Consider the following 473-nt stretch of genomic DNA (forward strand, 5'->3'; position numbering starts at 1 on the left):
CGCAAAACCTGGTCACCCACATCATGACCATGGGTATCATTAAATTTTTTAAAGTGATCGACATCGAGCATCGCTACCGAGTAATGACGACCTAAAGTGGAAAGATAATCTTCCAAAGCACGGCGACCTGATATTCCGGTTAATGCATCTTTATAAGTCACCTGATAATTACTTTGTTGATAAAGAATAAACAAAGCCAAAAACAGCATTGAGAAGCATACTGAACTAAGGTGATTTGAAGAGAAGTCGAAAAAGACTGACACGCCAGATAGCCAGGTTAATAATAAAGCGAAATCTGCAACATGTTTGCGAATCAAGGCAAGCAGAGCTAACACTGAAAAACACAAGGCGTGGCAATATAACAAAGCCTCGGTCACCCAATACCGGTCTTCAAACAAAGCACTTTGGTGGTTGGCAATCGCCGCTAACTTAGCCTGCCACGCCTCACTGGCACCAAAATACCACAAGAGCAT

1 protein-coding gene is annotated in these 473 nt (G+C 42.5%); it reads right to left on the reverse strand.

Annotation, left to right across the window (positions count from 1 at the left end; all coding sequences use genetic code 11):
* On the reverse strand, positions 1–473 hold a 473-nt coding region (locus tag A3757_RS23720), incomplete at both ends, for a diguanylate cyclase (protein ID WP_156506535.1).

It is taken from the genome of Oleiphilus sp. HI0117, assembly GCF_001635235.1.